This is a genomic window from Micromonospora sp. HB375 (genome assembly GCF_017872985.1).
Classification (GTDB): domain Bacteria; phylum Actinomycetota; class Actinomycetes; order Mycobacteriales; family Micromonosporaceae; genus Micromonospora; species Micromonospora chalcea.
The window spans coordinates 6,257,260-6,281,976 of the sequence record NZ_JAGGJO010000001.1; the positions used below are offsets into that span (position 1 = coordinate 6,257,260).

At 67.0% G+C, this 24,717-nt stretch carries 25 protein-coding genes, 1 tRNA gene and 1 pseudogene; 6 read left to right on the top strand and 21 right to left on the bottom strand.

Annotated elements, in window-relative coordinates; all coding sequences use genetic code 11:
- Positions 1-45: 45 nt before the first annotated feature.
- The 4 genes from J3R08_RS27790 to J3R08_RS27805 form a co-directional block, all read right to left on the bottom strand.
- Entirely contained in the window at positions 46-2,574 is a 2,529-nt protein-coding gene (locus J3R08_RS27790) for a bifunctional diguanylate cyclase/phosphodiesterase (RefSeq protein ID WP_030501622.1), read from the bottom strand.
- A 715-nt stretch (positions 2,575-3,289) separates the two neighbouring features.
- On the bottom strand, positions 3,290-4,534 hold the full coding sequence (locus J3R08_RS27795) for a DNA methyltransferase (RefSeq protein ID WP_069088045.1): 1,245 nt from the start codon (positions 4,532-4,534) through the stop codon (positions 3,290-3,292).
- A complete protein-coding gene (locus tag J3R08_RS27800) occupies positions 4,531-4,710 on the bottom strand; it encodes a hypothetical protein (protein WP_124778887.1) in 180 nt (59 codons plus the stop codon). The genes J3R08_RS27795 and J3R08_RS27800 overlap by 4 nt, the downstream gene beginning before the upstream one ends.
- Positions 4,711-4,854: 144 nt before the next feature.
- Positions 4,855-5,013, bottom strand: a complete 159-nt coding sequence (locus tag J3R08_RS27805; protein ID WP_209963278.1) for a hypothetical protein — start codon at positions 5,011-5,013, stop codon at positions 4,855-4,857.
- A 197-nt stretch (positions 5,014-5,210) separates the two neighbouring features.
- Here J3R08_RS27805 and J3R08_RS27810 point away from each other — a divergent pair, with 197 nt between their 5' ends.
- Together J3R08_RS27810 and J3R08_RS27815 are read left to right on the top strand one after the other, a co-directional pair.
- The gene (locus J3R08_RS27810; RefSeq protein WP_124778886.1) at positions 5,211-5,813 is read left to right on the top strand and encodes a hypothetical protein; all 603 of its coding nucleotides are present in this window, start codon (positions 5,211-5,213) and stop codon (positions 5,811-5,813) included.
- Between the two features lie 507 nt (positions 5,814-6,320).
- The gene (locus tag J3R08_RS27815) at positions 6,321-7,268 is read left to right on the top strand and encodes a pentapeptide repeat-containing protein (RefSeq protein WP_245254820.1); all 948 of its coding nucleotides are present in this window, start codon (positions 6,321-6,323) and stop codon (positions 7,266-7,268) included.
- Between the two features lie 8 nt (positions 7,269-7,276).
- Here the strand turns inward: J3R08_RS27815 and J3R08_RS27820 are convergent, their stop codons facing one another.
- From J3R08_RS27820 to J3R08_RS27855, 8 genes are all read right to left on the bottom strand, one after another.
- Entirely contained in the window at positions 7,277-8,713 is a 1,437-nt protein-coding gene (locus J3R08_RS27820; protein WP_209963280.1) for a site-specific integrase, read from the bottom strand.
- Complete coding sequence (locus tag J3R08_RS27825) at positions 8,710-8,895, bottom strand: AlpA family transcriptional regulator (RefSeq protein WP_018784531.1); 186 nt, start codon at positions 8,893-8,895, stop codon at positions 8,710-8,712. The genes J3R08_RS27820 and J3R08_RS27825 overlap by 4 nt, the downstream gene beginning before the upstream one ends.
- Entirely contained in the window at positions 8,892-10,658 is a 1,767-nt protein-coding gene (locus tag J3R08_RS27830; RefSeq protein ID WP_209963283.1) for a replication initiator, read from the bottom strand. The genes J3R08_RS27825 and J3R08_RS27830 overlap by 4 nt, the downstream gene beginning before the upstream one ends.
- Positions 10,655-11,197 (bottom strand): DUF2637 domain-containing protein, encoded by a 543-nt coding sequence (locus tag J3R08_RS27835; protein WP_091664380.1) that lies wholly within the window; start codon positions 11,195-11,197, stop codon positions 10,655-10,657. The genes J3R08_RS27830 and J3R08_RS27835 overlap by 4 nt, the downstream gene beginning before the upstream one ends.
- Complete coding sequence (locus J3R08_RS27840; protein ID WP_091664383.1) at positions 11,194-11,382, bottom strand: hypothetical protein; 189 nt, start codon at positions 11,380-11,382, stop codon at positions 11,194-11,196. Before J3R08_RS27840 ends, J3R08_RS27835 begins: the two co-directional genes overlap by 4 nt.
- Positions 11,383-11,385: 3 nt before the next feature.
- Complete coding sequence (locus tag J3R08_RS27845; protein ID WP_091664385.1) at positions 11,386-11,640, bottom strand: hypothetical protein; 255 nt, start codon at positions 11,638-11,640, stop codon at positions 11,386-11,388.
- Positions 11,637-13,232: an FtsK/SpoIIIE domain-containing protein gene (locus J3R08_RS27850; RefSeq protein ID WP_209963288.1), complete on the bottom strand. Its 1,596-nt coding sequence runs from the start codon at positions 13,230-13,232 to the stop codon at positions 11,637-11,639. The genes J3R08_RS27845 and J3R08_RS27850 overlap by 4 nt, the downstream gene beginning before the upstream one ends.
- Positions 13,233-13,412: 180 nt before the next feature.
- A complete protein-coding gene (locus J3R08_RS27855; protein WP_209963292.1) occupies positions 13,413-13,808 on the bottom strand; it encodes a transcriptional regulator in 396 nt (131 codons plus the stop codon).
- 172 nt (positions 13,809-13,980) lie between these two features.
- Between J3R08_RS27855 and J3R08_RS27860 the strand changes: the two genes are divergently transcribed.
- Entirely contained in the window at positions 13,981-15,174 is a 1,194-nt protein-coding gene (locus J3R08_RS27860) for a pentapeptide repeat-containing protein (protein ID WP_209963294.1), read from the top strand.
- Positions 15,175-15,214: 40 nt separating this feature from the next.
- Positions 15,215-15,666, top strand: a pseudogene (locus tag J3R08_RS27865) (hypothetical protein).
- Here the strand turns inward: J3R08_RS27865 and J3R08_RS27870 are convergent.
- The 4 genes from J3R08_RS27870 to J3R08_RS32290 form a co-directional block, all read right to left on the bottom strand.
- The gene (locus J3R08_RS27870; protein ID WP_280841819.1) at positions 15,647-16,426 is read right to left on the bottom strand and encodes a glycosyltransferase; all 780 of its coding nucleotides are present in this window, start codon (positions 16,424-16,426) and stop codon (positions 15,647-15,649) included. The pseudogene J3R08_RS27865 and the gene J3R08_RS27870 overlap by 20 nt on opposite strands.
- Positions 16,414-17,235, bottom strand: a complete 822-nt coding sequence (locus J3R08_RS27875) for a GntR family transcriptional regulator (RefSeq protein WP_209963299.1) — start codon at positions 17,233-17,235, stop codon at positions 16,414-16,416. The genes J3R08_RS27870 and J3R08_RS27875 overlap by 13 nt, the downstream gene beginning before the upstream one ends.
- A gap of 133 nt (positions 17,236-17,368) precedes the next feature.
- Positions 17,369-17,701 carry a hypothetical protein gene (locus tag J3R08_RS27880; RefSeq protein WP_245254822.1) on the bottom strand — a complete coding sequence of 111 codons (333 nt, stop codon included), beginning with the start codon at positions 17,699-17,701 and terminating at the stop codon, positions 17,369-17,371.
- Entirely contained in the window at positions 17,694-18,032 is a 339-nt protein-coding gene (locus J3R08_RS32290) for a hypothetical protein (RefSeq protein ID WP_245254823.1), read from the bottom strand. The genes J3R08_RS27880 and J3R08_RS32290 overlap by 8 nt, the downstream gene beginning before the upstream one ends.
- 534 nt (positions 18,033-18,566) lie before the next feature.
- Here J3R08_RS32290 and J3R08_RS27890 point away from each other — a divergent pair.
- Positions 18,567-19,004 carry a GntR family transcriptional regulator gene (locus J3R08_RS27890; protein WP_209963302.1) on the top strand — a complete coding sequence of 146 codons (438 nt, stop codon included), beginning with the start codon at positions 18,567-18,569 and terminating at the stop codon, positions 19,002-19,004.
- Positions 19,005-19,151: 147 nt separating this feature from the next.
- Here the strand turns inward: J3R08_RS27890 and J3R08_RS27895 are convergent, their stop codons facing one another.
- The 3 genes from J3R08_RS27895 to J3R08_RS27905 all read right to left on the bottom strand — a co-directional run bounded on the left by J3R08_RS27895 (position 19,152) and on the right by J3R08_RS27905 (position 22,394).
- Complete coding sequence (locus J3R08_RS27895) at positions 19,152-20,066, bottom strand: DNA adenine methylase (protein ID WP_209963305.1); 915 nt, start codon at positions 20,064-20,066, stop codon at positions 19,152-19,154.
- A 3-nt stretch (positions 20,067-20,069) separates the two neighbouring features.
- Complete coding sequence (locus J3R08_RS27900) at positions 20,070-21,605, bottom strand: hypothetical protein (RefSeq protein WP_209963307.1); 1,536 nt, start codon at positions 21,603-21,605, stop codon at positions 20,070-20,072.
- 705 nt (positions 21,606-22,310) lie between these two features.
- Positions 22,311-22,394 (bottom strand) — tRNA-Tyr (locus J3R08_RS27905).
- Between the two features lie 147 nt (positions 22,395-22,541).
- Here J3R08_RS27905 and J3R08_RS27910 point away from each other — a divergent pair.
- On the top strand, positions 22,542-23,036 hold the full coding sequence (locus J3R08_RS27910) for a YajQ family cyclic di-GMP-binding protein (RefSeq protein ID WP_064446624.1): 495 nt from the start codon (positions 22,542-22,544) through the stop codon (positions 23,034-23,036).
- A gap of 287 nt (positions 23,037-23,323) precedes the next feature.
- Here the strand turns inward: J3R08_RS27910 and J3R08_RS27915 are convergent, their stop codons facing one another.
- Together J3R08_RS27915 and J3R08_RS27920 are read right to left on the bottom strand one after the other, a co-directional pair.
- Positions 23,324-24,133: a hypothetical protein gene (locus J3R08_RS27915; RefSeq protein ID WP_209963309.1), complete on the bottom strand. Its 810-nt coding sequence runs from the start codon at positions 24,131-24,133 to the stop codon at positions 23,324-23,326.
- Positions 24,120-24,644 (bottom strand): RNA polymerase sigma factor, encoded by a 525-nt coding sequence (locus J3R08_RS27920; protein WP_166456987.1) that lies wholly within the window; start codon positions 24,642-24,644, stop codon positions 24,120-24,122. Before J3R08_RS27920 ends, J3R08_RS27915 begins: the two co-directional genes overlap by 14 nt.
- Positions 24,645-24,717 lie beyond the last annotated feature (73 nt).

The following is a 24,717-nucleotide window of genomic DNA, read 5'->3' on the forward strand; positions in this document are numbered from 1 at the left end:
GTCGCCGAGGTGAAATCGGATCCCCCAGGTACGTGTCGGCCCTGCTCAGGGCACCACACGCAGCCGCGGCAGCTCACCCGTGGCCACCGTCTCCGGGTCGACCTGGGCACCGAACCAGGCCTCCAGACGCTCGTACGGCAGGGGGCGGCTGAACAGGAAGCCCTGGCCGATCTCGCAGCCGATGTCCTGCAGGAGTTCCAGCATCAGCTCGCTCTCCACGCCCTCGGCCACCACCGCCAGGCCGAACTGCTGGGAGAGCGTCACCACCGCGTTCACGATCGCCAGATCACCCGGATCGGTCGCCATGCCCTGCACGAACGACCGGTCCACCTTCACCTCGTGCACCGGCAGCCGGCGCAGCTGGGCCAGGGACGAGTTGCCGGTGCCGAAGTCGTCCACCGAGAGCCGGACACCGAGGTCACGGAGGCTGCGCAGGGTCGGGATGGGACGTTCCGCTCCGTCCAGCACACCGGCCTCGGTGACCTCCAGTGTCAGCCGCTGCGGCGGCACGCCGTACTCGGCCAGCAGATCGCGTACCAGCGCCGGGAAGTGCTGGTCGGTGAGCGTACGCGCGGCGAGGTTGACCGCGACGGAGAGCGGCTGCTCGCCGTGGCTCCAGTCGCGGCTGCGCCGCAGGCTCTCCCGGAGCACGAACTCGGTGAGCCGGCCGAGCTGGCCGGTGTGCTCGGCCACCGCCACGAAGTCGTCCGGCGAGACCGTGCCGTGCGCCGGGTGCTCCCACCGGGCCAGACACTCCACGCCCACCAGGCGGCGGTCCCGCAGCGTGACCTTGGGCTGGAAGTAGACCTCCAGCTTGCCCTCGTCCAGCGCCCGTTGCAGGTCGCCGGCGAGGCCGAGCCGGCGCAGCGACCGCGACTCCAGCGCCGGGCTGTAGAGCTGCACGCTGCCCGGGACCGACTTGGCGGCGCTGGCCGCCAGGTCGACGCGCTGCAACAGCGCCACCGCGTCGCTGCCGTGGTCGGGGTGGACCGCCACGCCGACCACCGTGTCCACGTCCACGGTGAGCGCGTCGAAAACCATCTCGTCGCGGATCTGCTCCCGGAGCTGGGCCGCCAGTTCCAGGGCCGCCTCGGTGCTCTCCAGCCGGAGCGTCACCAGGAACTCGTCCCCACCGGCGCGGCCGACCAGCGCCGAGGAGGGCGCGCAGGCGCGCAGCCGCTCGGCCACCTCGACGAGCACCTTGTCCCCGGCGGCGTGGCCGAGCGACTCGTTGACCTGGCGGAGCCGGTCGACGTCGAAGAGGAGCAACGCGACCACCTCGCCCGGCGCGCCGATCTTCACCGCCTCGGCCACCGCCGCGGTCAGCCGGCGCCGGTTGGGCAGCTTGGTGAGCGTGTCGTGGTCGGCGTCGTGCCGCAGCCGGTCGACCAGGCGAGAGTTCTCCAGGGCGACAGCGGCGTGCGCCGCCACCGTCTCCAGGACCGCGACGTCGCGCGCGGTGAAGTGCGAGGGGTCGACCAGCCGGTTGGTCACCTCGAGCGTCCCGATCACCACCCGGCCCGAGCGCAACGGGACGATGATCGTGTCCTTGACGCCCTGTTCCGCCAGGCTGGCCCGGAACTCCGGATCGCTGCACACGCCCCGGCCGACGGTGACCGGGCGGGCCTTCTGCATCGCCCGCTGGCGCAGCTCCACCCCGGTCGGGGCGGTGTCCAGCAGGCCGGGGTCATCGACCCGCGCGGTGAGCAGAGTCTCCGGGTGCCGGCCCTGGGCGGGCAGCCACAACGTCGCGTACTCCGCCTGCATCAGACCCCGGACGCGGCCCAGCAGGGCGTCCGCGAGCGTGCCGTCCTGGCCGCTGGCCGAGATCGCCCGGCTCAGCTCGTACATGCCGCTGAGCGTGCGGTGCTGCTGGAAGAACTCGGTGTACGACCGGTAGACCGCCACCAGCCCCGCGGCCAGCGCGGCCAACGGCACCAGGGACCACCAGGACTGCTCCAGCAGCATCAGCACGATCAGGCCGGCCGACACGTTGATGCCGTTGGTCAGCACGCCCGAACGCAGCGCCCGGAACGTCTCCCGGCCGGCGTGCCACCCGATGAGCAGGGTCTGGACCGCGGCGATCGAGGTGAGGCTCACCAGGATCACCATCGCCACCGCGAGGCAGAGGCCCAGCCAGGTGGCGGGGCCCACGCCTTCGGTCGGCGGCAGGATGGTCAGCACCAGGGCGCCGACCGAGGTGCCCGCCGCCGCACGCGCGACGTTGAACCAGAGCTTCGGCGCCGACAACCGGTGACGCAGGTGCGTCACGAGCGAGGACAGCGTGTAGATCAGGACGACGGTGAGCGGCGGCAGGAAGTAGAAGGCGAGCACCAGCGGCAGCTCGGTGAGCGTCATACCGAGTGACTGCCGGCGGATGACCACGCCGACGACGGGCCCGCTGGCGACGATCATCAGCGCCAGGAGCAGCACCGCCGGAAGCCACCCGCCGATGGGTGGCTTCGCGATCAATCCGGTGACCGTCGAACAAGCCACCGCTACCAGGGCGAGCGGCGCGGTGATTATCCAGGCGTCCTCGGAGGGTCTGCGCCTCGGGTTGTCTCGCCCGCTCATCCCACTCCCTGTCCGGTGGGTCCCACTCCCGGTCCGGCGGGCAGGACCCACCGGCTTCCGCCCCCGTGGAGGTCAGCCCGGGTCGCTGTCAGACCCAGACGTAGTCGAGGAGGCGGAGGTCGCCCAGGCCGGACATTGCACTGATTACCGAAACGCCCAAGGCGGCGGAAACGAGGAGGAGCGAGCCAAACAGCCGGCCCAGCCTACGACCAGACATGATTGCTCCTGTCGGGAGAGTTACAACCATCGTGAAGGTTCCACGATCGTGCCACACCCCGCTCACGGGCAAAAGCTGCGCGAGCCCTCGCGCAGGGGCAGTGGCAGGGAAATCATCCGTTCGACAGGCGCGGCTCACCCTCCGGCCCAGCATACCGTCACGATCAGCCCCGCAGCCGCTACGGAAGGCGCGCACAACGACTTCGCGCGTAAACCACGCTTAGCGCCTGATTCACCCGTCAGCCGGTCGGCACCCGGCCGCGGCCACAGTAGATGGCGTCGGCGCTCCCGTCGGCCGCCCTCGGACAGCCTCTACCATCATCGATGCCTGAGGCAAGGTTTCACGCCAGGAGAACCGAGTGAATCATCAGCCGGCCGGTGGCGGTTGCCCCGACGGCGTCGCCAGGTGCGACACCCACCCGCCTGACTGCTTCACCGCCGACGAGGCGGGCAACAGCCGGTGGCAGCACCCTGACGGTCGGCTACCGCCTCTGCCCGTTCACGCGGGCTTCGTGCCGGTGACGTCGTACTCGAACAGCGCCTTGTTGGAGTTCCGCTTGCGGATGGTCTCCACCTTGACGTCCGAATAGCCGAGTTCGCGCAGCATCACGGCATACCAGGTGTGCGCTGGCACCTCGTGCTTGTAGAAGGTGGAGTTTCCGACGATGTAGGAGACGCTGCCGCCCGGCTTCAAGTGCTTCGTGACGCTCTGGAAGTGCAGCCACATGTCGTGGTGGTACTTGTGAACGTAGCTGGCAAGCAGCGGACCGTTCTTGCCGCCGTCCGCCGCGATCTTCTCGCAGACCACCTTCATCGCCCCGTCGACAGGCGTCCCGACGTCCGGCTTCCACGTGTTCAGCTTGCTCGTGGCGGTGCCCCACGTGCCACCGATGGCGCGCCAGTCGAGCTCGCCGGCGTCGCCGGCCACGTCCAGGTAGCGGAGCCAGTACATGTACGGGCGAAGCTCGCGGATGTAGCTCATCCGATTCACGTACGGCGGTGAGGTCAGTACGAAGTCCGCAGGCTCCAGGCCGTCCAGACCCGTCCGCGAATCGCCCTGCCGGACAACCGCCGTGCCGGCGAGGTCGAAACGGGCGGACTCGATGATCGTCGCCATTTCCGTGGCGTACGTGTCGAGCGCCTTGTCGAGGTCGTCGACCACGAAGAGCGCCTGCTCGGCCGGCGCTTCCTTGAAGGACATCGACTGATGGTTGAAAGCCGCGTTGGAGCAGGAGATCAGCGACCGGCAGAGACCGATCTCCAGCAGGTCGCGGATCTGCCCGTCGAAACGGTCGATCTCGTTCCGAAGCGCCTTGAGGGCGTGGAGCGCGCCCGGCGACCACCACTTCTCGATCCTGAACAGGCTCGGCTGCCAGAGATCGGCGTCCTCGTCGTGCGCCCGCGCCCCGTCGAGCACACTCGTCACGGCGTCAGCGAGCGCGACGAGCGTGTCCTCCGGGTAGTTCGTCGTCTTGACCGTGCCGAGCCAGACCAGGAACGGGTTGATGTCCACCGACTGCCCCCGGTGACCGAGCTCGGCAGCCGCGAGCGGCGTCGTGCCCGTGCCCGAGAAGGGGTCGGTGATGATGCTGCCGTTCGGCATGTGCGACATGCGATCGCGGACGAGGCGTACGCCGTAGGCGGGCGTGAGGCGCAACCAGCCGTGCCTCCCCACACCCATGTTGGCGCGGAACGTCATGTGCTCGTTGCGGCTGTGCGCCGCGCGCTCGACGAGCTCCGTCATGCCGCCTCCAGGAGTCGCCGCAGGACGTGCTCCACCCTGGCGCGCAGGTCGGTGGTGTCCCGCCGGAGGTAGCCGACAACGTCCCGCAGGAAGCCGAAAGTACTGGACAGGGGGTCATGCCCGCCCACGGCGGGGAAGACACTCCAGTTGCCGGTCAGGTATCGCGAGCAGACCATGTGACCTGGTTCTCGGACAGTCCGAACTCCGCCTTGAGGACCTGGCGGAAGATGCGCTCGCAGCCGACGCCGAACTGCCTGTGGATCGACGTCATGCCGCCCGCGGCTCTGCGCGGCGAACATCAGGGGCGAGGCGACGCCCATTCAGTGACAGAGCGGGTCAGCGCCGTACAGCGCGGCGAAGCCGGCAAGGTCGACCTCGTCGGCCCCTCCCATCTCGGGAAGGCAATCCGCCGACATGCGGAGCGGCGCGAGCAGGATCTCTCGGTAGAGCCGGTCCCGCTCCTCAGTGCTCGACGCCATGGGACGGCAGCTTACGGCAAAGCTCAGACACCCCCTCGCACCCACACCAATCAAGCAGTTCAGTCCCATTTGGCGCAGATCCGGCGCTCTGCTCGTCACGAGCGCACTTCAGCGGCGAGATGGGCCGAGGCAGCTGCTGCTTTCCTGCCGGCCGGCCAGGGCTTGCCGGTCCACGGCCCACCATTTGCCCAACGCCCATGGATCCACCCCTGCCACCGTTCCCGGCGCCCAATAACTTCCGCGACACCACCAGCTTGCCGACCGATCATGTGTCGATGACCAGGGAAGAGGCTCTTGCCAACCTTCACGACACCGTCGTCTTCTGGAGCATCGGCTCCGCCACCTCGGTTGACGTGGTCATGGCCGCCTGCGACTGCCTGGTGGCAGGCGTCGACAGTCCGACCCTCCGGATCCTGGCCGGCGTCTCCCCCGTGAAGGGCAGCGAGGACGACGATCTGCGCCGCTGGCTGGCTGATGCGTTCGCGGAACTCTCCCTGACCTACTACGGGGAAGAGAGCCGGAAGGCCGAAGAGGAAGTCCTCCGCATCATGGCGCGACGACTGCTCGCCAGGAAGATCGCGCCTCGCGAACTCACGTCCTGGGTCTCACAGTTCATCACCTACGCCGGGACTCCCCTGGCAGGCGAACTGATCAACCTGGAGAGCGCCTACGAGTACGTCGAGGCCGCCAACGAGGTACACATGCTGGTCAGCACCAAGCCCGAGGATCTCGACGCGGAGGTCATCGCCGAAGCTCGACGACTGGTCGGCGACAGCGGCGCCGGCAGGGACCAGGGTTGAGCCACCACGGATCATCCCCGATCTTGTCGTGGACGTCCTTTCCGTGGCCCGCCCGCAATCAGTCGCAGACGGCTGGACTCAGCCGGACTCGGCCAGACGAACGAGAACGGCCCCCGATCAGCATCTCTGCTGTTCAGGGGCCGTATCTGCACCTGGTGGCGGGTAGAGGATTCGAACCTCTGTAGCTTTCGCGACGGATTTACAGAGCGTCTGCGGTCTTGCTCCTCATCCGACCCCTGACCTGCGCCTTCTCCATCCTGAGAGCCATCTGATCAGCGGACCGCCCACGATCCGCCCACGACAAGCCTCCGCGCCTGACGCCGGAACTTGAGCGCGTGGCGTCCAATAGAGGGCGTGCCATCGATCAGAGACCGCTTCCTTGCTGCCCACAGCGGCTGGCGCGCTGGCAGCGTCCGCCCCGCCAGCCCGACCTCCCGCAGGGCAAGGACCCCCAACCGCCCGACGACCGGGGTTACCCACCGAAGGCTTGCCAGCCAAGGACAGTCCTTGCGACTCGAACTTGCGTCGGTCGCACCTCTTGAGCTGAAACCCGATCCCTGGCAGCGCCTGCTCGCCATCGGCAGCATCCTCTCGGTGATCGTCCTCGGCGTCGGCTTGTTCATCACCAACGCAGCCAACCGGCACCAGCAGGAGGCCACCCGCCGACAGCAGGACCTCGCGGCAGCAGGACAGATCGCAGACCGGTTCGCTCAAGCCATTGATCAACTCGGACAAGCAGGCGCAGACAAGATCGATGTACGACTTGGGGCGCTCTACTCCCTCGAACGCATCATGCGCGACTCCGCCATCGACCAACCAGCGGTTGTAGAGGTTGTGGCCGCCTTCATTAGGGTGCATGCCCCTGCGTCTGCGGCAAATCCCATCGCGCCAACCGCAAGCCCACAAAATTTCAGAGTCCCCACGACGTCCGTTGACATTCAGGCTGCACTGACAGTTCTTGGTCGTCGCAACCGAGATCATGATTACTTACCCCACGGCCTGAACCTCGCTGGCACGAACTTGGGCGGGGCCAACCTCGCCGATTCCCAGCTAGACGGTGCAAACCTCGACAACGCTGATCTCCGCGGTGCCTTCATGAGTAAGACGCAGCTCAAGGGTGCTTTCATGGGAGGGGCGAACCTGTACGGCTCAACTGTCAGCGTCGCCAATCTGAGCAAAGCCTTCCTGGTCGGCGCCGATCTCAGGTACGCCAAGATGCATGCCACCGATCTCACTTGGGCGGATCTTCGAGGCGCCGATTTGAGAGGCGCCGACATGCTTGGCGCGGCGCTGGCGATGGCAGATTTGACTGGCGCGGACCTGCGAGGTGCAGTGAATCTCACGAAGGACGGTGTCCGTTGCGCCAAGGTAGACGATCTGATTCGTCTACCGGATGGAATCACTCGGCCGGCACCTCTTAACGACCTAGAGCTGGAGTTTTGTCGGTTCAGTTAACCTTTGGCTCAACCGAGCGCCCCACCGATGCGGTCGTTCATGGTGTCGTCTCCGCCGTCGATGCAGTTGGCGTAGACCCGGAGGAGGACGGCGACACCGTGGCCCAAGCGCCGGGCGACCTCGGTCGGCGGGACGCCAGCATTCAGCCAGAGCGAGGCCGCCGCGTGCCGGAGATCGTAGGGCCGGCGGACGAGCGGCGAGGCGACCTGTGCTTCGGTCAGCGCCTTCTCGCGGGCGCGCTTCCACCACCGGTCGTAGACCGACTCGGAGAGCGGGCCGCCGTGCAGGCCCCTAAAGAACCGACCGTCCGGACCTACCCCGTGATTCTCGACGTGCGCGCACAGCAGCTCGACGAGCCGGGGCGGGATCGGGACCGTCCGGGTCTCTGCTCTCCCCCGGTGCTTGAGTCCGCGCCGTTCGTGGGAACCGCCGTCATCGGTCCAGTGCGACCCGGCGCGCGGCGAGGTGCCGGCGAGCATCAGGCGGCCCCAGCGGTATTCGATCTTCTCGTGGTCGCAGGACCGGGAAGGCTTGACCGCCGCCAGGTCGTCGAAGTCCGCGCCGCAGTCGGCGCACCGGCCCGAAAGGTCGCAGTCCTCCCGCCGCAGGTCGGCCGCTTCCGAGGGCCGCATGCCCGCGTAGTAGAGGCAGCCGAAGAACGCCGTGACCTTGTCGGCGCGTTTGCCGAGAGATTTCACCGCCTCCAGCAGCGTGGCGACCTGGGCAGGGTTCGCCACCACCCGCCGGTCGATGGACTGCGCCACCTCGGGAGCCGTCCATTGGACCTTGTCGACCGGGTTGGATTCGATCAGCTCCAGCTCGACGGCGTACCCGAGCACGTTGTAAAAGGTGGCCCGCTTCCGCTGGACGGTGGAGGCAGCCGCGGGCTTGCCGTCGAGGCGTACGCAGAGGCTGTCGAGGACCCGGCGGACCATCGCGGGTGAGTCCAGCTCGACGACCGGCAGGGAGGCGGTTTCCAGCCAGGCGAGGGCCGCCGCGTGCTCGGTGGGGATCTCGTCGGACCAGCGGCGGGGGTTGAGGCCGTAGAGGTACAGCGCCTCGCGGAGCAGTGCGTCAGCCGGTCTGCCCCGCTTGGCCGGTCGGGTCAGGGTGACCGTGATGGAGGTCAGCGCCTCGACGATCGACCGCCGGGTCTTGGCCGCCGCCCGCGGCCACTTCATCTCGACGTACGCGCGGCTGTGCGCGTACCAGGTGGTGGGGTTCTTGGTTCTGGCCTCGGAGACCGGGCGGCCGGTGGCCGGGTCGAAGGGCTCCCCCGCGTTGGCCGCCTGGACCAGCTCGGCGCGGAACGAGTGCGCCAGGGCTTTGGTACGGAACATGTCCTCGAAGCGCTGGCCGCTCACCGCCCAACGGACCCGCCAGGGCCGAGCCTTCCGGTCGGCGCGCTTGCCGATCTCCCAGATCTGGACCTCGTAGCTCTTCATGCCGCGTCCTGCTCCAGCTCACCGAGCCACCGACCGAGCGCCGACCGGCGGACCCGAAGCTGCCCGTTCGGGAGCTTGATGACCCGTGGCCCCTTACCGGTCTGCCGCCAGTAGAACCAGGTCGAGCGCGGCACGCGCAGCTCGGCGAGCACTTCCGGCACGGTCAACAACTCCTCGTTCACTGTGTCCCCTCCCCTTCGTGCTGTGCGCTGTGCTGAGTTGCCGAAAGATCTGTGGACCCCTGCGCGGCCCGGTCCTTGGCGGCGAGCAGTTCGGACCGCCAGCGGGCGCGTTCGCTGATGGAGCGCATGAGCCGGTGGGCCAGCGGTCCCACGTCGGGGTCGTCGGGTCGGGCGAGTTCCCAGGCGTGCCGGATCCGTTCGGCGGTGGCGCCCTGGTCGTTGACGAGCTGCCCGGCGGTGGCGCTGTCGGTGGTGGCGCCGAGCAGTGCCCGGACCCAGGCGCGTACGTCGTGCTTGTGGTCGGCGAGGGTCTTGCCGGACCAGTCGCGGGAGATGAGGATGCGCCGGCCGCCGATGCCGAGGGTGTCGCGTTGGTGGACCTTGCCCTTGCAGCGGCCGGGCTTGAGCTTGGCGTGTGCCTTCTTCGGCTGGACGCCGTAGAGCAGCCAGTTGGCACACCGGTCGGTGCACGGCGTGAGCTGGAGTTCCTGCCAGAGCCGATCGAGGTGGGCGCGTTGCCGATCGGTGGTGATCTTGTGGCAGTCGCCGGTGTGCTTGGTGATGTACTTCGTGACGTACCGGATAGTCCGCTCGGCGTCCTCGGTGCCGGGCATGACGCCGCGGGCGTCGACCTGGGTGCCGAAGCGGACGACGTGCACCGGTTCGGAGTCCGGGTCGTAGTCGATGGAGTCGAGGGCTTCCGTCCAGGTGGTCAGCGGCTCCCGGGTGTCGGGGTCGACCCACGCCGCCGCCTGCTCGTCCCAGACGGGGAGCCGGTCGAGGGTGTACCGCTGGACGTCGACCGCCGGCCACCACACCTGGTGATAGGTTGCCGCCGCGACGGTGCGGAGGACGTCTCGGGGGATGGTGCCCCGGATGGCGAAGTGAGCGTGTGGGGCGAGTCGCCGTTGCGGCTCGACGCAGCCGGCGTACTGAACGTTCCAGCCCTCACAGCGGCGCAGGTTCTGCCAGAACCGGTCGAGCAGTCGAGGGAAGTGGACGGCGTCCCAGGCGGCGCGGCGGTAGTCGTACCGGTCGGGGTTGACCGGAGTGCCGTCGGGGCGGACCGGACCGTACGAGTCGAGGGTGAGCGTGAGCCACATCGACGGGCGGAAGGTCGAGCCGTCCCGGCCGGTGTAGGTCTTGCCGACCGTGCGCCGCTCGACCTTGCGGCGGGGCAGCTCGGGTGCGTCCTGGCGCCGCCTGGTCGAGCGCTTGCGCCGGCGGCCGGGCTCCTCGTCCTGGTCCTCGTCGACGCCTGCATGGGGTGGGCCGACCCGCCCGCGCAGGCCCTCCGCCGCGATGGCCTCTTCTACCTCGCGAATTGCCTCGTCGAGGTCGGTGACCTGGTCCCACTGGGCGGCGCGTACTGCCTCGTCGCGGGAGAACTCCAGGTGTGCGCGGAACAGGATCAGGGACTTCTGCGCCTCCGTCGCCGGTTCCGGGCCGGGTAGCGGTTCGTCGTCGCGGTGCCAGCCCTCGCGGATCTGGGCCTGCCGCAGCCGTCGGTTCTTCTTGGCGCAGGGCGCGCACTTGTCCTCGCGGGTCGCGCCGCAGGGCAGGTCGATGACTTCGGTCAGGCCGGTGTCGAGGTCGGTTCGGCGCATGGCGAGGGGGCGCACGCAGACGCCGTACTCGGCGGCGATCTCCTTGAGTACGTCGACCGAGCGGGGCAGCGCCATGCGGGCCGCCCGCGACCCCTGCCGAGGAGCAACCGGGTTCGGGGCGGCAGGAGCGAGGCCGGGCAGGGTGGGAGCGGTCATCGAATGATCCCGACGACCTGTGGCCGGTTGGGCGGGACGACGCCGACCGGAGGCAGCACCGCGGCCGATGCCGGCGGCATCACCGGAGCCGGCGGGGCGGGCTCGACCTGCTGCGGCTCGTCGTACCAGTCGGCCCGCGGCTGCTCCGGCTCAGGGGCCGGCGGTACGGCCGGCGCGCTGGACAGGACAACCTTGACCAGGGCGAGAAAGGCCAGCGACGGCACGGCGGCGACGATCCAGCCCCACACGGACGGTTCGGCTTCCGCGACCTGGGCGGCGAGGGACAGCAGGGCGAAGGCGACCAGGAGTACGCCGACCATGCCGACCGGGCGGCCGGCGCGACGCCGCGCGCGGATCTCCAGCCCGAGGTAGATCGCCATCAGCTCGACGGCCACCGCGTTGGCCCAGCCGATCCAGTCCGGCTGCCCGTGCGCGACGGTCAGATCGTGGACGTGGGTGAAGGCGGCGGCGCCGGCCATGGTGCCGACGGCGAGCAGGATCAGCAGCCGCGCGCCGGACTCGGCGCGAGCGCGGATCACTGGCCGCTCCCGGGGTTGCGGATGACGATGGTGATGCGGATGCGCTGCCCGTCGAGGTCGTCGCGGTAGCGGACCATGTGCGCCAGGCCGTGCAGGGCGGCGGCGAGTCGGTCCGGGGAGCCGTCGAGGTCGACGTTCAGGGGCTTGATGCGGTGGGTGCCGAGGAAGAAGCGCTTGAGGGACATCGGTTACCTCCGGGCAGGGGCGACGCGGGTACGGATGTGCTCGGGCGGCTCGCCGAGGGAGGCGACCGCTTCGGAGAGGCAGCGCCACAGCGCCCACGCCTCGTCGGGAGTCAGGTGCATCCGGCGCCGGCCGCCGCCGACGGCGAGACAGATCGGGTACGGGTCGGGCCGTTGCGGGTCGACGCGGACGGATACGGCGGTGCTGGTCGCGCCGTCGGGGTTCGGGGCGCGCAGCCGGTAGAAAGCGGGGGCAGTCACCGCGGCTCTCCCCCGTCGGCGTCGCGGTCGAGGAAGGTCAGCAGCGAGTCCGGCAGCAGTGGCCCGCGACGGGGCCGAGGCAGCGACGGTCGGGTCGGTTCGTCGGCGGTCTCCCGGCCGACCTGGGCGAGGATGTCCGCCGCGTCGGCCGGAGCCGCGTACTCGGTGGCCAGCTCGCGGATGTGGTCGTCGGAGATGTACGAGAAGCGGACCCGTGCCGGCTCCGGGGTGCCGTCGAGGATCACGTACCCGACGCCCTTGGCCCACCTGGGCATCTGGTCGGCCAGGGCACCTCGGTTGCGGGCGCCGTCACCCAATACGAGGTCGACCTGTGCTGCCTCGGTCAGGCCCAGCGCGATCCGGGTCGGGAACAGGTCCCGGAACGGCAGCACCTCCTTGCGGGGATCCTGCAACGCGGCCACCACCAGGACGCCAACGCCGGCACCCTGCGACAGCAGCAGCCCCAGCGAGGACGCGATGCGCTTGCGCAGGTCGACGTCCTGGAGGTACGCGGTCAGCGCCGCCATCTCGTCGATGACGACCACGACCAGGGGGTCAGCCTCAGTCGGGGTGTGGACCCGCACCGCGCCGGCCAACCGGGCCTGTCGCTCCCGCATCACCGTGACGGCCTCGTCGAGCAGGTCCGCCATGGCCTCGAAGGACTTGCAGGCGAACCGGGCGAACAACGGCCGCCCCATTGCGAACTCCATCCCGCCCTTGGGATCGATCACCCACAGCCGCACCAGACCGGAGGTGATCCCGCCGGCGAGGGCCCGCACCAGCGACCACAGCACCGAGCCCTTGCCGGAGCGGGTGGCGCCACCGATGAGTACGTGGGTGGCGAGCAGGTGCAGGCGCCAGTGCCGCAGATCCTCGCGTCGAGCCAGCGGCAGCGCGGTGAAGTCCGGTACCGAGGGCACGTCGAACGGCTTCACCACGGTCCGCAGCGCATCGGTACGGACCACCGCCAGGTAGACCAGCGAGGGCCGGTCGCGGTACCGAAGTCGGTCGACCGCCGACAGCACGAGCGACCAGTAGCCGGAACGGACGGGCGGCTCCCCCGGACGCTCCGAGTAGACCCGAGCATGCCGGCGGCCAAAGGCGTACGAAAGGTTCGCGGTGACCCGTTGGAACTCCTCCGGTGTCTGGCCCCGCACCATGCGGATGGTCAGCACGTCGAGCGCCTGATCCGACCGCACCCGCAACAACTGCGGCAGGACGGCCCGATGGTCATACGTGCGGGTCAGCCCGCACAGCGTCATGGCCTCCCGCCACGCCCGCCGGTAGACGAACACCTGACGGATGCGGCCCAGCACCGGGCCGGCGCACCAGGCCCACCAGGACGCCTCGTGCTTCCACCGCCAAACCGCCGACACGAAGCCCGCCAGGACCAGCGGCACGATCAGTCCCGAGCGACCGAACTCCCGATAGAGCAGCACCGCGGCCACCACCAGGCCGACGGAGACCGGGTGGCGAAGGCACCACCACAGACCGCGCCACAGCCACCGCAGCACCAGGCCCAGCGCTATCAGCCAGACCGGCAGCTCCAGCCGGCGCGGCCGGATCACCATCAGATCCCCGGCCGTGGTCATCACGACCTCACCACGCGGCCGGCGGATCATCGCGCACCCCGCACGGCCGCCACCAGCACCCACCCGACGGCAGGCATACCCTTGGACATGTCACTACCTCTCTCGCCTGAGCAGGGGGAAGAGACAGAGGGCGGGGCTGCCGTCCGCCAAGACCTGACAGCCCCGCCCCACCTGATGCGGCTACGCCGCCGCCTTCTTGGTCACGCCCGCCGGGGCCCGCAGCCCGGTCGCACGCAGCGAGTACGCCATTCGGCCGTTGTTGCTCACGTACGGCGTGACCGTCATCCCGTCGAACTCCACCGCCTCGAACGGCGCACCCGTCGGCGGCACCGGCTGGTAGTCGGCGGAGATCTTCACCGTCGTCTCCCGGGACCGCTTCCCCAGCTCGGGATCGAGGTCCATCACCCGGACCTGCCACACCCGCTGGCCGGTCACCTTGTCCTTAGCCGGGCTGCGACGGCCGGTCTTCTCGTCGTAGTCCTCGACCTCACCCATCGACTCGGGCACTAACGCGCACCCCGCCGGGAACACGTCTTCGAACCGCACGGCGAACCGGGTTCCGCCTCGCAGAGCCATCGCTCAACCTCCAGGTCGTTAACTTGTCTGCCAAGTTGCGGTCCAAGGTAGACGGCACTTGGCAGACAAGTCAACAAGTTAGCCCACCCGGCTCATGCCCGTGTTGCGCGCTTTAATGTCTTCGCCGTTTTTGTCGCCTGCGGGATTGTCGCTCGGCAAGCATCATGTAGAGGTGCAGAGACTGCGAAGCCTCTACTGGCGACTAAAGATATGGAAGCAGATAAAGATAAATGCTTTCCGTGAGAGGAGGGGCAAATTTGCCGTCCACCCCATTGCTTGGATGGCACCCCTAGCGACGGTCGCGCTCGGGCTGTACGTCGTTGCCCTTTGGAAAGCTCCAGATATCCTGACCCTGGACCTGTCGGCGGCAAGCCCAGAGGCCAGGCTTACCGCAGCCCATAATGCACGACTTTTGGTGATCTCAGTCGTGAGTGCGCTCGTTGTCGGCGCGGGTCTCCTGTATACGGCGCGTAATTATCGCTTAGCCCACCGGGGCCAAGTAACGGACCGATTTGCAAAATCGTTAGAGCGCCTCGGCTCCAATGAGCTTTATATCCGCATCGGTGGCATCCGGGCACTCGGTCATGTTATGCAAGACTCTCCAGACCATTATCTTGACTGCGTGGAGGTGCTGGCTGCCTTCATACGCGCTCGCGCCCCGAGGGCCGGGGACTTCAACGATACGGCGCCCTCGATTTACCCGCATCGCCAGCTTCCGAACGAGCCGGAAGCGGACGTTCAAGCCGCCTTTACCGCGCTAGCTCATCGCCCCAAGAAACATCAGTCCGACCGCCACCTCTTAGATTTCCATGACTTGCACTTACGGGCAGTTAATCTGGCAGATGCCCAGTTGGACGACGCAGACTTTAGGGGTGCCGACCTGCAAGAGTGCAATCTGTCGGGGGCAAGCGCACGGGGTGCACTATTCGACGGCGCAAACCTAAGGAGTGCAGAGCTCTCACAGGTGCGGCTGGGGCGGGCAAGCCTAGCCCAAGCTCGCTTGGCGAAATCCCGCATGAGCGAGGCCGAGCTAGTGAATTCACATTTGGTTGAGGCCAATATGGAGGATGCAAACCTATATCAAGCGAACCTGCACTCAGCGAACCTTCGTGGAGCCGATCTTCGCCGCACTCAGCTTGTTGGGGCGAACTTCAGCTACGCCAATCTTTCACGCGCTAACCTAAGCTTTGCAAGGTTGACGGGCGCGCAACTCGTTTCCGCTCAACTATCGAGCGCCAGCCTCAATCACGCAACCTTAATAGGCGCGGACCTTAACGGAGCAAACCTTCAAAGTGCTCGAATGCAGAATGCGGTCATCAGTCATGCCGATGAGGCCGATGAGAACCCTCCCCACCCAGAGGACTAGAGGTATGTGTGTGCAACCGAGACGTGGGTATGGGCGTCTCATGAAGAAGGAACAAGGCGTCATCGGCTCAGACTCCAAGCACGAGAGGCCAGCCGGGTTGGATGACACCACGGTCGAGGGACTTGGCGAACTGAGTAAGGCTTTGGAGACCATCCACCGGGTAAGGGGTCATCTGTATTCAGCTCACCAGCTAGTCGGGGCGCAGACCTTACGCTTGACCGAGTAGTCAAACTCCTACGGACGGCAGGACACGTCGAAATCGCGGACCGAGTCGAGCACGAATTGTTGGGACGAAACGTGCTCCCTGGCCGCTGGACCTTCCAGATCATGGAGGAGTTCGATGACGGCTACTACGCCGCCTTCCAGGAGATCGAGCGCGATGCCCGGGAGAAGCTAGCCGGCGGTCGGCGGCACATCTACGAGGCCGAGATGAAGCAGCAGCGCCGCACCCACGGCATGCCGGGGCATGAAGCTACGCCGGCGGAGGGGTGAGTGGCAGTCCGTCGGGCAGCATCGAGGTCAGGGCTTCGGCTCTGGCCTCGATGATTTTCATGCGTCCCTGGTACTCGGTGGGCTCGCGGTGCGCGGCCTGGCTGGTCACTTGGCCGGGCCACTTCCGGTACAGCAAGCCGTATTCGCGGGTGAAGTACCCGTCGCTGACCGCGTTGGCGGCGAGGAGGAGCCCGGTGTCCTCGGAGGCAGGCAACGCCATCCAGCCACCCAGGGCAAAGACGAGGTCGCGCCGCAGGCAGAGCGTTGCGGGGTGCACGGACGCCCGGTAGCCGTTGGCCTGCCAGAAGGACAGGACGGAGCCGCGGGCGACGACGCCGCCGGCCGGGTCCTTGTCCCAGCCGGCGGTAGACCCGTCGGGTAGCAGATCGAGCACCCGCGAGGTCGTCCAGCCGATCTGCGGGTGCGCGTCGAACGCGGCGACGTCCCGGGCGAGCGCGCCGGGCGTCAACTGGTCGTCGGCGTCCAGGACCTTGATCAGGTCCCCAGAGACTCGTGACAACGCCAGGGTACGAGCGACGCCAGGCCCACCCGATCGACCAGTGCCGAGGCTGATCCGAGGATCGTCGGGCAGCGCGTCGACCAGCGCGCCGCTCTGGCCGTCCTCCTGGACCAGCCACTGCCAGTCCCACCCGTCGGGCATCTCCTGCTTGGCCAACGAGGCGTAAGCGCCAGCGAGGTGCTCGATGCTGGGCGCGTGGACGGGCGTGATGACCGAGACGATCTGCGTCAAGTTTCCCACCGCTGGAGTTTGTGGGAGTAGACAAGCTCGGTCCGGTCACCCGGCATCACCACGTCGGCGACCTCGACGACGCGACCCTGGGTGTCGATCGAGGTTTTGCGGACGGTGAGCACCGAGACGCCCGGGTCGATGTCCAACAGCTCGGCCTCGTCCGGCGACGGCGGGCGGGCACGGATCACGTCGTCGATCTGGTCCACCTCGACGCCGAGCGTGTAAAGCTGGTGCTGAGTGCCGCCCGGCCAGGGCTCCTTGCCCGCGTCGAGCAGGTCCGGGTTCGCCGCCACCAGGTCGTAGGGCAGGTACGAGTACGACATAGTCAGCGGCGCGTTCTCATGCCGCGAGGACGTCCAGTAGACCCGGCGCAGCAGCGGAGTGCCCGGCTCGACCCGAAGGGCCGCCGCCATGTCCTCATCCGCTTCCACGCGGGTGTACTCGGCGTGGAACTTGAGGTCGTCGACCGTCAGGCCGGTGTCGTGTTCGATGGCCCCGGTCTTCAACCGCTCGGCCTCGTCGAGCAGGACCCGATCCTTCTCCCACTGGTACCGCTCGGTGTTGCGCCGGCGTACGCGCTGGCGGGGTGCTCGCACGTAGGTGCCGCGCCCCTGCTCTGCGCGGACCAGGCCCCATTCACGGAGCTGCCGGATGGCGTTGCGGACGCTGGTGCGCGACAGGCCCGACGTGTCGGCCAACTCGGTTTCGCTAGGCATCAGCGTGCCGGGGGCCAGTTCGCCGCGCGTGATCTTCGCCCGCAACTCCTCTGCGAGTTGCAGGTAGCGAGGGCGCCAGTCCCGGGCTTGCACACCGGCCACCGTACCCCCTAGACGTTCCAACGTCTGCCAGGTGGTCCCGCCAGCGGGCCGCTCAGGTATCGGAGCGACGGTCGCCGGCGGTCTTTTCGTCCGCTGCTCGGCAGGTCCTGGTGTGCGCCTGGAAAGTCGGGGGTCAGTGGCGCTCATCGCGCCCCTCCACGGGCCGGCCTTTGGACATCATCATCAGCCGGGCGTAGGTCAGTTCGTAGATGAGCCGATCCAGTTGGGCCAGGGAAAGCAGGACAGCTTGAGTGGCGCCGCTACGGGTGGCATCGAGCTTGACCGTCAGGCCGCGCCGCTCGAAGCGGTCGAGCAGCAGTTGGGTGCTGATCCAGCCCGTGTCCTCCCGCCCGACGGTGGCGAGGAAACCCCGGTGCATCGGATCGTTCGGCCCACAGCCCCGGCACCACTTCGGGCATGCGCTCGACGGCCCGTCGATCTCGACCTCGGTTGCATGTTCAGTCATCGTCACTCCCGGCATCGCCGGCCTGCACCACCAGAGCGCCAAGTCGCTCAACCAACTGGGCAGCCTGACTCACCGACAACTCCGCCCAGCCGTTCCCCGCCCGCGACGTGGCGTGCACGGCAATCATGGGCGGCCGGGTGTCCGCACCGATGAGGTACGTGACGACCGTGCCGCTTCCCCGGGTCTCGCCGACGCGGAACATCTCACCCCGGTGCTGGCGGGCCATGTGCGTCATCAGAGGCGGCACCAGGTGGCCGCAGCGGGCGGGGTCGCACCAGTCCGGATGCGTGACGGCGACGGTCGGCTTGCTCGTACGCGTCACCGCGGCCACCGCCCACCGTTGCCCCGGTAGGTCTGCGCCAGCGTCATCAACGGCGCATGAGGCAATGCGGGCATCTCGCGGGTCGGCGCAACGGACCACCAGGGCGTAGGCGGGCTGACCTCCGAGCGCGGAACCGGGATGCGGCTATCGGCCCCCGCTGGCGGGCGCTTCCGGCACCACCACAAGGAGAACCATCCGCGCCGACGATGAGATCCAGACATCGCACCTCCACGGGTAGACGGGAGCAGGCGGCCAGCCACGGGGGAATGCAACCGGCCACCGGCCCGTATGAAGGCACGGCGCACCGTCCGACGCAGACGGGGTCGGATATCGCCGAGCCAACTTCCGCGCGGCTACCGCAACCGGTCCGACAGGACGCCGCGCATCAGGTGCAGCCAGGGCCGGCGCGACACCACCCCTGATACGAGCCGTCACCCCGGCCGCACACAAGGAAACGTATCTACAAGTGGATGAGTTGTCTAGATGCCGAAACGGGTCGCATGGTTGGCACTTGGTAAGACAAGTGCCAGGTACGGTGAGCAGGTGCCCACCCCGCACCACGGACCGCCTCGCTACGGCCAGCCCCGCTACCGCCTGATCGCGGACGAACTAAGAGAGCGCATCGAGAGCGGCTCAATTCCCCCAGGGGCGCTGCTGCCTACCGAGAGCGCCCTTACTGCTGAGTTCCGAGCCAGCCGTGGCACGATCCGCCAAGCGATAGCAGTCTTGCGGGATGACCGCTTGGTCGCCACCGAACACGGGCGCGGCACCTACGCTAATCCTGGTCGGCGCATCGCCGACATGAGCAAGTTCTCCGAGATGGATATTCGGGAGCGCGAGGTATCAGCTGATCAAGAACTTGCAGACCTTTTCGGCGTGGAGGTGAACACCGTTCTAATCGAGCAACAAACTGTTACCCGAGAAGACGGCGCCGTCGGAACCGTCGTCAGGACTTACACACTTCCCCGCGTAAGGCACTAGATTCGTCGCACCTAGCTCAGCCGAAGCCAGGCCACCTATACGCACCCACAAGGGGCAGCACAAGCCGCGTGGCGGAATGCCGACAGCCGCATTACGACGACCCGCCCCCTCGGAACGCAGGTAGCCAAACGGCACCCGCGCCGAAGCTCAGAATAAGGTAGCCGGAGCCCTGGCCGCATCTACGGCAGAAGACGAAATTCCTGCCGGCGACGAGACGTCGGGAATGACGAGGTCGTCAGAAAAGAACATCACCTCGGTACCGTTGGGTGACTTCGATGCGCTATACCCGAGGATGTATCGCATACTTTCGCTGCCGGAATACATAGCGAGAATTTCTGGATCCGCGTCGTAAGATACGACCCAAGGACCCTTCATGCTGCGCACCGTGCTGCTAACTGCAAGATGGTCGTCGTGGCTGTAGAAGTTGTCGTACAGTCGCGAACCTTTGAGGTAGTACGGCGGGTCTAGATAGTGGAGTGCCGGATCGCTACGATTAGCGCTAGCCTCAAGCAATTCGACCGCGTCATGATTAGTAACTGTCAAACGAGGCGCAAATCGCGCGATCTTCAGAATGCGAGAACATAGCGAGTCTTTGTTGAAGCGGGCGTCAATCTTCCAATTTCCGCTCTGGTCGTTGCCGCCAATGACACCCCCACGGGAAATAATTCCAGACCTGTTTGTTCGATTAAGATAGAAAGTCGCGAAGGCGAGATCTTCGGGCGCAGTGTCGGCGGCGGCATAAATACGCTTCTGCCGCTGCCATTCATCTAGATCAAGTCTGGCGGCCCTGATTCTACGACACAAAGCATCCGGGTCATTGACAGCCAGGCGCCAGAACTGGTACACACCCTGATTCAAGTCATTGATCTGAGCATTGCTGACGTAATCCTCAAACAGCAACGTCAGCGCAACGCTAGCACCGCCCGCGTAAGGCTCAACGTAATCGATGCCTGTCAGGTCATTGCCGACAATTAAGAGCTTGAGAAAGTTCGCAACCTTTCCCTTGCCTCCTGGATACCGGAGAGGGGAAGGATAGCGCGCCGCAGAACCAACAGTCTCCATGCTTCACTTGGCCCAGAGCGCAGTCATAAACGGCTCAATTTCGTCCCAGGCCGTACGAATCTCACTCGGCACCGGGTAAGTCTTCGGGTTGTGAACGTACTGATGCAAGGTAACAATAGATGAATTGAACATGCCGTCGCTATTAGAAAATTTGTCTACAGTCCTCTGAAGTTGCGTGTCTATCTTGCCGAGTTGCTTCAAGTGACTAGCTACGTCTACAAGCTTCTTCTTAAGCTTAGTGTTGCGTCGCTCAGATTCGGCAATGAGATTGTGCTTCTCAATATAGGCGTCCGCGCTTAGTTCAACGAAGACGCGGAGCAGTACCGCGCAGGCATTGGAGAACTGGTCGACGTCAAGTCGACACAGCTCATGATATATGGGATTTATCCGGCGATCAGCAATGTAGAGGACGCAGTTCTTCGGGATCGTAGTAGTGCGCTTCTTAAGAGGCCTCAACCGACTAGGCCGCAGGGTCTTGGTCGCCGCCTCCTGAGGTTGCTGTGGCCCCTCACCAGGAGTCCCAGCGGAGGAATCGCGCGCATGCCCAGCGTTGTTCGCACCTGCCGAGCCAGATCCGCCCACCGGCTGGCTTGAAGTCGGGTCGAAATCCGCCTGTGGCCGCCCCTCTGGAACGCGCTGCTTCGGTGGCGATGCGGCGGGAACAGGGTCGTCCGCTTCGCTCACGTTCAGGGATACCAGCAACTGCCTGGTTGGCATCCGGGTAGACAGGTCCGGCAATTCCTCCGGTGTGAGCGTGTCCAGGTACCGCAGACGATCCTCTTCGTAATAGACATCCGTGACCTTGACATCACCAGAGCGGAGATCAGCTACCAGCCTACTCAGGCCCTTAAGTACCTCTTCGACCGGAAAGTTTGAATACACCTTTCCGCCGTCGACTTCGATTCCTAGCTTCTCTCGAACTGCCGGCGTCGCTACGACACGTTCGAGTGTAGTGAAGATGCGCTTGTCTCCGGGTTTGGCTGGGTAAAACTGACTCACGAAGTCGATGATCTGGCCCGCGGGCTTTCGCTCATCCGGTTGACCGTGACGGGTGCGATACCTGTCCTGTTCATTGCTGTCCCATTCGACGAGTCCCACCCCGCCGTTGGCACCCGTGTGCCGCAGTTCGATCCAATGGCGCGCGTCCTCTTCTACTTCAAAGATGGCGCATTGGACAGATGAGATGGGGCGGGCACGGAACGTCTCCGAGAGGGCAACGAGACGCTTTCGACGGGCAGCGCTGAAGACGCCGTCGATAATGGCGGGTGTGTCTAGTACCTTCAGGGCCAGCAATCTGCGGTTGCCCTCAATCACCCTGAACTTCGAGCGTGGGGCGCCGTCAGGAGTAACTGCCAGTAATGCCGTTGGATCAAGGCCGTTTTTTACGATGTCTTCCGCGATCTCTAGAAGCTGAGGACCAAGCAGCTGGGCCAGTGCAAGCTGGGTAGCCTGCTGCGTTGTCTGCTCGTCACCTAGCCTGGCGTTCGATTGGTCAAGGAGAAGTCGCGTAACCGACACCAGCTGAAGCTTGTGCGCCACAGACTTTCACCCCCTCGTACGCCCGATGCACGGTATGAAACTCTAACGTGCTCAGCGTCCGATTTCGAGTGTCGATTTAAGTCACCGGGGCAGCACTGTACTCGTGGCCAGGAGGAACGTGGATGGCACGTCCGCGGAAAGAGACGTGTCACGCGCTGTGTTGCCCGGACATACGTCCCTTGCCCCGTTGCCGATTCTCCCTGTTCTGGATCAAGGCGCCGCGCTCCGCGCGGCGCGGGGCGGTAACCCGGCCGGCGGCAAGCCGCCCCGGCCGCCTCCGGCGCCGGGGCGGAGAGCCACCGACTGCCGCCGGACCGCCGCCCCCGAGTCTGCTGATCCGGTCGGCTGCACGATCACGGCCAGGCGGTACGGAAGCCGAACCGGTCGGCGTCGTCGACAATCAGGGCTTCCGGCTGCCGCGCCAGTCCAACCCCGGGACTGGCTTGCCCCCGGCCCTCTCCCGCAGCCGGCGATACCTCGCCGCGGACCCATCAGCCGATCACCACACGCACGGACTCCGCCAAGCGAGGACCAGACACCAACCCCAGCGTTCGCAGCCCCAGAAGAGCCCTCAGCGGGCAAGATCGACCTGCCCACCATCTGCCCACAACCAGTCGTAGACGGCTGGACTCAGCCGGACCAGGCCGGACAGACGAGAACGGCCCCTGATCAGCATCTCTGCTGGTCAGGGGCCGCATCTGCACCTGGTGGCGGGTAGAGGATTCGAACCTCTGTAGCTTTCGCGACGGATTTACAGTCCGCTCCCATTGGCCGCTCGGGCAACCCGCCAGGGCACACCACCGCGTCGCAACGCGGCGGCGGAAGCAAGGATAGCGGTTGCCCCCGGTACCGCCGCAACCGGGTACCGTCAGGAGGTCCCACGCTGGTCAGCGCGGGACGGACCAGGACAGACCGCCGGACAGCAGGAGCATGAGCATGGCAGCGAACCCCTCGTTCGACATCGTGAGCAAGGTCGACCGGCAGGAGGTCGACAACGCTCTCCGCCAGTCGGAGAAGGAGCTCTCGACGCGGTTCGACTTCCGGGGCACGGGTGCCGAGATCTCCTGGTCGGGCGAGGAGGCGATCAGCATCCAGGCGGAGACCGAGGAGCGCGTACGGGCCGCGCTGGAGGTCTTCAAGGAGAAGCTGATCAAGCGGAACATCTCGCTGAAGTCACTCGATGCCGGCGAGCCCAAGCAGTCGGGCAAGATCTTCAAGATCGATGCCAAGGTGGTGCAGGGCATCGACTCGGACAAGGCCAAGGCGATCAGCAAGAAGATCCGCGACGAGGGCCCGAAGGGCGTGCAGGCGCAGATCCAGGGCGACCAGCTCCGCGTCACCGGCAAGAAGAAGGACGACCTCCAGGCCGTCATCACGCTGCTCAAGGGCGAGGACTTCGGTCTGGCTCTTCAGTTCACCAACTACCGGTAAGGGGGACTCTGGCCGGCCTGGTCATCGGGCCGGCCTGGCCTTGCCATCCGCGCGGATGTCGGTCGGCCTCTCCTCGACCCGGCGCGCGCTCCGACCCCTCGCGGGCAAGGACCGCTGATGGGACACGACCCCTTCGGCCGGACGCATGATCGGAACGTGTTGCAGACTCCTCGAACACCCACGGCGGCCTACCGCAACCACCATGGACCGTGAGCCGTCGGCGGGCCTCCGTCATGCCGAAGGCGGGTGCGACCGGCCGGCCGGTCGCACCCGCGAAGGGATATCTCCTAGTCCGTCGCCTCGACAGCAGGCGTGGCGGACGTCGCGGGGCCGAGGACCAGGTGCGGATCGAGCACCACGCCGATTGCCTGGTCCGGTGTCAGTGGCAGAGATCCGTTCCTCGCGGTGAGGCGGAGGGACGCTGCGGACCCGTCGGGCCGGAGCAGGTCCACGCTGAGCGTCTCGTACCGCACGACCCCGGCGCCGCGCTCCGCCGGAAGCCGGTGCTCCCGGAGCGAGGTTCGTACTTTGATCTTCTCGCCCGCGGGGCCCAACTGCTGCACACAGGTGCCGCTCGCCGTGCGGGAGGGGCAGGCAGTGGTGATCATCGACGCGAGGGAGGTACCGGCGTTTCGCGTGAGCTGGACCGACAGGTGAGCGTTGCCGTTCCCGGCGCCGAGGGTGCCCTGACCCCAGTAGCCGGTGAGAGTCGTCTCTCCCTCCGTCCCGCCTTGCTTGTTCCAGTTGCTGAGCAGGTCGTGCGGGGCCGGGCCGCTCAGCTCGGGCGCCTGTCGAAGCAGCGCCGGGATGACGGCCGCGTCGATCCGGGCCCAGTCCTCGGGTGTGCCGGCGGCGGTGGTCACGGTCGGGGTGGGCGACGGCCCAGCCGGTGGCACCGGGTCGGTTTGGCGGGGTGCGCGGACGAGCGCGGTGGCCCCGATGGCCACCACTAGGACCGCCACAGCGGCCAACGCCATCCCGCTTCTGCGGTGCCGACGACGCGAGTCGACGGCGGCCCGGAGATCGTCGAGCGGTGGCTGACGAACGGCGTCGGTGATGGTGTCCACGTCGAACCCGCTGAACTCACGATCGGACATCGACCCTCCTACGACTGGCTACGGCATCGACGGTGTCGGCTGGGGAGAGCAGCAGGGCGAGCGCCTGACGCCCCCGGGACAGCCGGGACTTGACCGTGCCGACGGAGACGCCCAGGGTTCGCGCCACCTCCTCGACCGGCAGGTCCACGAGGTAGTGCAGGGCCAGCGCGTGCCTCTGCCCGTCCGGCAGGCGCCGCAGCGCGGCCAGCAGCGCCAGATGCTCCGGCGCGCTGTCGGCGACCACCGGCGGCGACCACGTCCGTCGCAGCAGCCCGTCGAGCACCCGCCGACGCCGATGCCGGCTGCGGGCGACATTGACCGCCACCCGGCGCAGCCACGCCTCCGGGTTGTCGAGGCCGGCGAACCGGCGGGGCGCGGCGAGCGCCCGGGTGAACGCCTCCTGTACCGCCTCCTGCGCCTCGCTCAGGTCACCGGTCACCGCGTAGAGCTGAACGACCAGCCGCCGGAAACACCCGGCATAGACATCCGCGATCACGTCGTCGTCGGACACCCTCACCTCCCTGCTCAGCTTGTTCCACTCACGGCGGGGCGGAAAGGTTCCGTCGTTTCCGGCCGGCTTCTGC

Bases quoted from the DNA above. Each gene is read 5' to 3' on its own strand.
- J3R08_RS27850 (WP_209963288.1), bottom strand. From the start codon at position 13,232: ATGACCACGGCCGGGGATCTGATGGTGATCCGGCCGCGCCGGCTGGAG.
- J3R08_RS27795 (WP_069088045.1), bottom strand. From the start codon at position 4,534: ATGACGGAGCTCGTCGAGCGCGCGGCGCACAGCCGCAACGAGCACATG.
- J3R08_RS27895 (WP_209963305.1), bottom strand. From the start codon at position 20,066: ATGGAGACTGTTGGTTCTGCGGCGCGCTATCCTTCCCCTCTCCGGTAT.
- J3R08_RS27915 (WP_209963309.1), bottom strand. From the start codon at position 24,133: ATGTCCGATCGTGAGTTCAGCGGGTTCGACGTGGACACCATCACCGAC.
- J3R08_RS27880 (WP_245254822.1), bottom strand. From the start codon at position 17,701: ATGACTGAACATGCAACCGAGGTCGAGATCGACGGGCCGTCGAGCGCA.
- J3R08_RS27830 (WP_209963283.1), bottom strand. From the start codon at position 10,658: ATGACCGCTCCCACCCTGCCCGGCCTCGCTCCTGCCGCCCCGAACCCG.
- J3R08_RS27820 (WP_209963280.1), bottom strand. From the start codon at position 8,713: ATGAAGAGCTACGAGGTCCAGATCTGGGAGATCGGCAAGCGCGCCGAC.
- J3R08_RS27800 (WP_124778887.1), bottom strand. From the start codon at position 4,710: ATGGTCTGCTCGCGATACCTGACCGGCAACTGGAGTGTCTTCCCCGCC.
- J3R08_RS27910 (WP_064446624.1), top strand. From the start codon at position 22,542: ATGGCAGCGAACCCCTCGTTCGACATCGTGAGCAAGGTCGACCGGCAG.
- J3R08_RS27805 (WP_209963278.1), bottom strand. From the start codon at position 5,013: ATGGCGTCGAGCACTGAGGAGCGGGACCGGCTCTACCGAGAGATCCTG.
- J3R08_RS27840 (WP_091664383.1), bottom strand. From the start codon at position 11,382: ATGTCCCTCAAGCGCTTCTTCCTCGGCACCCACCGCATCAAGCCCCTG.
- J3R08_RS27855 (WP_209963292.1), bottom strand. From the start codon at position 13,808: ATGGCTCTGCGAGGCGGAACCCGGTTCGCCGTGCGGTTCGAAGACGTG.
- J3R08_RS27810 (WP_124778886.1), top strand. From the start codon at position 5,211: ATGGATCCACCCCTGCCACCGTTCCCGGCGCCCAATAACTTCCGCGAC.
- J3R08_RS27790 (WP_030501622.1), bottom strand. From the start codon at position 2,574: ATGAGCGGGCGAGACAACCCGAGGCGCAGACCCTCCGAGGACGCCTGG.